The sequence below is a fragment of the Caldisericia bacterium genome (genome assembly GCA_026414995.1).
Classification (GTDB): domain Bacteria; phylum Caldisericota; class Caldisericia; order B22-G15; family B22-G15; genus JAAYUH01.
Window position 1 is genome coordinate 160,947 of record JAOAHY010000001.1, and the last position, 7,169, is coordinate 168,115.

8 protein-coding genes are annotated in these 7,169 nt (G+C 27.5%); all 8 read right to left on the bottom strand.

Going from position 1 to position 7,169, the window contains the following annotated elements; genetic code table 11:
• Positions 1 to 861, bottom strand: coding sequence for a Clp1/GlmU family protein (locus tag N3D74_00845; GenBank protein MCX8094727.1), 861 nt, complete (start codon positions 859 to 861; stop codon positions 1 to 3).
• A 6-nt stretch (positions 862 to 867) separates the two neighbouring features.
• Positions 868 to 1,557: a metal-dependent hydrolase gene (locus N3D74_00850; protein ID MCX8094728.1), complete on the bottom strand. Its 690-nt coding sequence runs from the start codon at positions 1,555 to 1,557 to the stop codon at positions 868 to 870.
• A 10-nt stretch (positions 1,558 to 1,567) separates the two neighbouring features.
• Entirely contained in the window at positions 1,568 to 2,932 is a 1,365-nt protein-coding gene (locus N3D74_00855) for a dihydroorotase family protein (GenBank protein ID MCX8094729.1), read from the bottom strand.
• On the bottom strand, positions 2,933 to 4,654 hold the full coding sequence (gene ade, locus N3D74_00860) for an adenine deaminase (GenBank protein MCX8094730.1): 1,722 nt from the start codon (positions 4,652 to 4,654) through the stop codon (positions 2,933 to 2,935).
• 51 nt (positions 4,655 to 4,705) lie between these two features.
• Positions 4,706 to 5,209, bottom strand: coding sequence for a gamma carbonic anhydrase family protein (locus tag N3D74_00865; GenBank protein ID MCX8094731.1), 504 nt, complete (start codon positions 5,207 to 5,209; stop codon positions 4,706 to 4,708).
• A gap of 42 nt (positions 5,210 to 5,251) precedes the next feature.
• Positions 5,252 to 6,112 carry a decaprenyl-phosphate phosphoribosyltransferase gene (locus tag N3D74_00870; GenBank protein ID MCX8094732.1) on the bottom strand — a complete coding sequence of 287 codons (861 nt, stop codon included), beginning with the start codon at positions 6,110 to 6,112 and terminating at the stop codon, positions 5,252 to 5,254.
• Entirely contained in the window at positions 6,109 to 6,756 is a 648-nt protein-coding gene (locus N3D74_00875) for a DUF6391 domain-containing protein (GenBank protein ID MCX8094733.1), read from the bottom strand. The genes N3D74_00870 and N3D74_00875 overlap by 4 nt, the downstream gene beginning before the upstream one ends.
• Positions 6,757 to 6,765: 9 nt before the next feature.
• The coding region (locus N3D74_00880) for a GTPase (GenBank protein MCX8094734.1) at positions 6,766 to 7,169 on the bottom strand (404 nt) is incomplete at its 5' end.

Sequence of the window (7,169 nt, forward strand, 5' to 3'; positions counted from 1 at the left end):
TTATTTATTATAAATAAGATTTGAAAATTTAATAAATTTAATTCCTTTTTCTTCACCAATTGGAGAATCAATTATTATTGACTTTTTTTCTCTATTAAATTTTTCTAAAACTCCTAAATATAATAAAAATCTCTCTTTATCAAGAAGACCCACTATCGAATTATGTGCTGGTTCTATTTTTTCAATATTATATCCTAAAATGTTATGTTCTTTAAAGAAAATTTCAACTTTTTTTGAATTTTTAAAATATTCAATAAATTTTTTATTTCTATATTCAATTCTTTCTACTCTAGTTCTTTCTTTTGCATTTTCAGTAATTCTCAATTTTACTATTTCTTTTCCGTCGTATAAAAAAGGTTTTATTAAATTTTCCCTTTCATTTTCTTTTTGAAATAAAACAATAAAATCAGGATTAAGTGCTTCAATTTTATTATGTTTTAAAACTTCTGCAATAAATCCATCAACTAGACCAGTTGTATCTATTAAAATGTAATCTAACTCTTCTTTTTCCATTGTATCAAGTAGTTTTCTTGCCCCAATAATAATTTGGAGAAGGTTCCCTTTTGGAGAAACAGATCCAATAAAAATCATTTTTTTTGGAGTAATGGAATTTAAATTATCGATTTCCTTATCAGGAATTCCATAACCAATTGTTCCAGGTGGTCCAATATTTGATTGACCAATATCAAGATCAAGAACACCAACTTTTTTTCCAAGAGATAAAATAGAATTTGTTAAATAAAGAATGAATGTTGATTTACCAGAATCAGAACCTCCAATTACTATTAATTTCTTCCCTTTTGATAAAAATTTATCTTTTGTTTCCTCCCATTCAACTGGAATAATAATTCTATTAATCACTTCCTATCAAAAACTCTCACCTTTTTTTAATATTATACATTTAGAAGAAGTTTCATTTTCAACTCTTTTTTTAAATAAAACTGGATCAATCTTAATCTCTGGAAAAGTTTCATAGTGCATAGGTATCACATATTCACTTTTAATCATATTAACTGCTGTTATTGCGTCATTAATATCCATTGTATAATATCCACCTATCGGAATTAGTAAAATATCTATCTTTTCAGTTTCTCCAATTAATTTAAATTCATAAGAAAGTCCAGTATCACCCATATGATATATGCTTCTATCTTCAAATTTAAAAATATAACCACAAGGATTACCAGTATAAATTATATTTCCATTTTCTAAATTTGATGAGGAGTGAAGAGCAAAAACCATCTTTACTTTTCCAAAAGGAAAATTGTTGTATCCTCCAAAATTGATTGAAATTAAATCTTCTTCCTTTATCCCTTTTTTATTTAAAAAAAGTGTTAATTCATATGCACCAATGATTTTTGGCTTGTATTTATTATATAATTCAAGAGAAATCCCTAAGTGGTCTCCATGACCATGAGTTAAAAATATATGAGTTAATTTTATACTCTCAAAGAAATAATAATCATTTTCTGAAAAAAATGGGTCAATTAAAATTTCTCCTTCTTTCCATTTTATTAAAAAAGAAGAGTGTCCAAGATATGTTATTAAACTTCTCATTTAGGCCTCCTTAATCAATTCTTTTAATAAATTTTCCAAAACCACTATCAACTAGAAATCCTTTATGTTCATCATATACAATTTCACCTCTAAGAATTGTTTTAACAACTTTTCCATAAATTTTCCAACCTTCAAATGGTGTATATTTTCCTTTTGAGTAAAATTTCTCGCCCTTTATTTCCCAAACTCTATTTTTATCTATGAGCACCAAATCTGCATCAAAACCTATATCAATTTTCCCTTTTCGAGGATATAGCTTAAAAATTTTTGCTGGATTTTCACTCATTACATCAACAAATTTTTTCAATGTTATTCTTCCTTTCATAACTCCTTCTGAAAATATAAGTGGAAAGATTGTATCAATTCCTGATATACCTGCTGCAACTTCAAATATATCATCTTTATTTTTTTCTTTTTCCCATTCACCTGAAAAATGGTCTGAACAAACTCCGTCTATCATACCTTCACTCAAAAATTTCCACATTAGTTCTTTATTTTCATAACATCTCACTGGTGGAGAAGTTTTAACAAGTTTTGGATTTTTAATTAAATCATCTTGAGTTAACAAAAGATGATGTGGTGTTGTTTCACATGTTATTTTTACACCTTCGTTCTTTCTCTGATTTACAATTTTAACTCCTTCACTAGTTGAAATATGTGTTATGTTCAATCTTAAATTTGTATCTTTAATTAATCTAGAAGAAACAAGAATTGAAATTACTTCAGCAAGATAAGGTCTAGCAAGAATCCATCTTTCACCTTCACTTAAATTTTTCTCTTTTTTTGCTAATTCCATAAAATGGTTTATAATTGAATAATCTTCTGCATGGAGAGTAAAAAGTAGATCTTCTTTTTTAAAAAATTTAAAAAGCTCATACATTTCTCCATAAGAAATTTGTTCAAAATATGGAGATGAAGTATAACCATAAATTTTGAAACCAACTATTCCCTCAGAATATAAATCTTCTATATCTTTAAATTTTTTATTTCTTATAATATCTCCTGTAATTCCACCATAAAGAGCATAATCAACAAGTGATTTATTTTTTATAGCATTAAGTTTTTTATTTAAGGATTCAACATTTTTAATTTGAGGAATAGATGTATCAGGCATATCAATTACAGTAGTTATACCTGAAGATATTGCTGCTTTGCTACATGTCTCAAAATCGTCTCTATAAGTAAAACCTGGATCTTCAAAATGAACATGTGTATCAATTCCTCCAGGAAGGATCAAAAAACCAGTTGCATCTATTATTTCTTTGTTCTCTGTAGAGAATTTTCCAACACCTATAATTTTTTCTTTTTCAATTAAAATATCTAAATTTTTTAACTCACCATTATAAAAGACCATGCCTCCACTGATTATTTTCATTTATTCACCTCTTTCAAATAATGATATTATTTTGAAATTATCAGTATCAACTAAACCTAAATCTGTTATTTTTAAATGTGGTATTACTGGTAGAGCCATAAAAGATAATGACATAAAAGGATCGTCAAGTGTACATCCAAGTTTTCTTGATATTAATAAAAGTTTCTGATAATCCTCATCTACTTCTTTTGCACTTCTGTCACTCATTAAACCACCAAAAGGAAGAGGAAGAATTTGTAAAATTCTCCCATTTTTTGCAATAGATATTCCACCACCATATGATTCAAGAATAGAAATTGAAAGAAGAATGTCTTTATCATTTGTTCCTATTGATATTATATTATGATGATCGTGTGCAATTGTTGAGGCTATTGCACCCTCTTTAAGTTTAAATCCTTTTATAAATCCAACACCTACATTTCCTGTGGCTTTATGTCTCTCAACAACAACAATCTTTAATATATCTCTTGTTGTATCTGGAACAACAAATCCATCTTGAACTTTTGGCTTCATTACAAATCTTTCTGTTATTAAAGAATTTTTGTTGACTCCAATTACATTTATTCTATCTCCTATTGCTTTTACTTTTATCTTTTCATATGTTAATGTCTTTATATTAACTGTATTTTTAACTCCACCTTCAGATTTTGATCTTTCGTATGAAAACATAGGAATACCTTCTTTAGCAACAAGATTTCCTCTATAAAAAACAAGTTTTGGTTCAAAATTAACTAAATCTTCAAGTACAACAATATTTGCAAAATAATTAGGTGCAATTGCACCATATTTTTTCAAACCGAAATAATTTGCTGGATTTAAAGTTGCAAGGCGAATTGCAAGAATTGGATCAACACCCCTTTTTATTAATTTTCTCAAAATTCCATTAATATGTCCATCTTTAAGCAGTTCTCCTGGATGTTTATCATCACTACAAAGTAATATTCTTGGATAAGTATATTGATTTATTATTGGGTAAAGAGATTCAAGGTCTTTTGCAACACTACCTTCTCTTATCATAATCCACATTCCCTTTTTCAATTTTTCTTTTGCTTCAACTAAATTTGTACATTCATGATCAGATTCTATACCTGCAACAAGGTAACCATTAAGGTTATTACCAAGTAAAAAAGGAGAGTGACCATCAATTATTTTATTTTTAAAGTGTTCTAATTTTCTTAAAACTTCATTATCTCCATTTAAAACTCCTGGATAATTCATCATTTCTCCAAGACCAAGTACTTTAGGATGTGATATAAAAGGATATAGATGTTCAATTGTTAACCTGGAACCAGAATTTTCAAATGGAGAAGATGGCACACATGAAGGAAGCATAAAATATATATCAATAGGCAAATTTTCTGAAGCATTTAACATATATTTTAATCCTCTTATTCCAGCAACATTAGCAATTTCATGAGGATCTGCAACTACTCCAAGTGTACCTTTTGGTACAACCGCTTTTGCAAATTCTTGTGGAGTTAAAGAGGTGCTTTCAATATGAATGTGACTATCAAAAAAACCAAATGAAACATAATAACCTTGAATATTATAAATTTCTTTTGCTTTTGAATATTTCCCTACCCCTACAATTTCACCTTCATAAATTATTACATCACCCTCTTCAATAGAATTGTCAAAAACATTTATAATTTTCCCACCCTTAAGAATTATATCTCCTTCTCTCTCCTCCTTTGCAACTTCAATTTTTTCTTTAAGGCCCATAAAAATTCTCCAAAATTAAAAAGGACTCCCTTTTGATATTGGGAGTTCTTTTTATTTCTCATATCCCTCTTTTAAAGTTATATAAGCCCTTGCATTCTCTTTTATTCTTTTTATCTCTTCATCTGTAACTTTTCTGACTACTTTACCTGGTACACCTAAAACAAGAGAGTTATCTTCTATAATTTTTCCTTCGGTAATAACAGTTCCTGCACCTATTATGCAATTTCTTCCAATTTTAGCTCCATTAAGAATAATTGCACCCATTCCAATTAAAGTATCATCACCGATTTCACATCCATGAATTATTGAATTATGCCCTATTGTAACACCATTACCAATTTTTGTTGGATAACCAACCTCTGAATGAATAACAGAATTATCTTGAATATTAGTGTTGTTTCCTATTTCAATTGGAGCCACATCTCCTCTTAAAATTGCACCAAACCATATTCCTACATTATCTCCAATTTTAATGTTTCCAATTATAGTCGCAGTCTCACTAATCCATGAATTTTTACCAATCTGAGGTTTAAAATTTTTAAAATCTCTTATCAACTTTTCACCTCTTAATAGTTTTTTTAAATTGATTATATCAGATTATTTATAGATTATAAAAATAGAAAATGCTATCCAAATTAAAATTGTTACAATTAATGGTATATCCTCTGTAACAAGTTTTGTAGGTTCACCTTCTTTTTTCTCATAAATTAAATATATATATCTTAATATTCCATAAACTACTACTGGTATTGTAAAAATAAACCCTCCACCAAATTTCTCTTTTGTTTCACTTGATACAGAGTAAAGAGAATATGAAAGAATAGTAGCAGTTGAAAGAATGACAATAATTTTGTCTAAAAGTTCTATTGAATATGAAGACAAAACTTCTCTATGCTTATGAGCATTTTCTCCTAGAAGAACAATTTCAAATCTTCTTTTTGCAAAACCTAAAAAGAGGGATAGAAAGAGAGTGCATAAAATGAGCCAATTAGAAACAGAAATTTGAGTAACAATTGAACCAGAATAAATTCTTAAAATGAAATTAAATGCAATAATAAAAACATCAATAATAACTAATTTTTTAATTAATAAAGAATAAAAAAAATTAAAAGAAATGTATAATAAGAAAATAATTGTTAAAAATTTATTTAAAAAAATTGAAATTATTATTGGGGTTATTATTAAAATTATTGAAAGAAATTTAGCAATGTTTTTGTTAATTTTACCACTTGGAAGAGGTCTATTTCTTTTGTCAGGATGCTCTAAATCGCTTTCAAGATCAAAAATATCATTCAAAATGTAAAGACCACTTGAAAGTATAGATAAAAGAAAGAAGGTTAAAAGTGTTTTTAAAAAAAGTTCACTATTAAATAAATTTCCTGAAAAAATAATTGGAGCAAAAACAAAAAGATTTTTAATCCAATGTTTTATCCTTAATAGTGAAAGATATACCCTCATAACACTTTAAAAGTTTTAATTTTTTGAGTTCTAATAAAAAACGATGATGGTCTTGTTGGATAGGTTATACCAAAAGGACCATATATATTAGTTGGGTTATATTCAATATTAACAATTTTAATATTTTTTACATCTGGATCAGTTGTAAAATATCTTTGAGTGAATTTCCCAAGAGGCGGTCCTAAAATTTGTCCTAAAAGAATAGCAAAAAATAATAGAAATAAGTTGAATGATGAAGTTAATATGATTAATAAAATAAAAATTATTATTGTTAAAAAAGATGCAACACCAATGCTTGTTCCACATCTTTCATGAATTGCGTATTGGGTTTCACCAGATAAAAGTTTTTCTCTCCCTCTTTCACTTGCTTCATATAGATAATTAGGGTCAATTGAACCAAATATATAAAACCCATTTTCTCTTGCATAACCAGAAAGAATACCTTTTTTCCCAGTTTCTTTCTCAATTACATTTATTGTAGCATGCTCTAATGCATGATTTATTCTTAAATCTCTATTTATTGCAATTTCAATAATTTGAAGAGGTACTGTTAATATATTTAATAAACCGTAAATTAAATATCCAAAAGGTAATAAGAAAAGTAGAAAAATTAAAGGAAAAAAGAAAAGTAAGAAAAAAATCAAAAAAATCATCTATTTTTTAAATTTTTCTTCAATTATCTCTTTAAGAGTTGGTTTTCCTATCTCTTGGAGTTCATATTGTACTCTTACATTTTCTTTGTTCATTTTTATCACTCTTGCAAGATTAATTGGGGTAGCAACTATAACAAGATCTGCTGGAATAGAATTTATTACCTCCTCTAATTCTTTTAATTGTTCTTCTCCATAGCCTAAAGCAGGTAGAATTTGAGTTATTTGAGGATATTTCATGAATGCTTCTTTAATTGAACCTTTAATATAAGGTCTCGGATCAACAATTTCTTTTGCTCCATATTTTTTAGCAGCAATATAGCCTGCACCATAAGCCATATTACCATGAGTAAGCGTTGGCCCATCTTCAACAACAAGAACTCTTTTTCCTTTTATCAATTCATAAT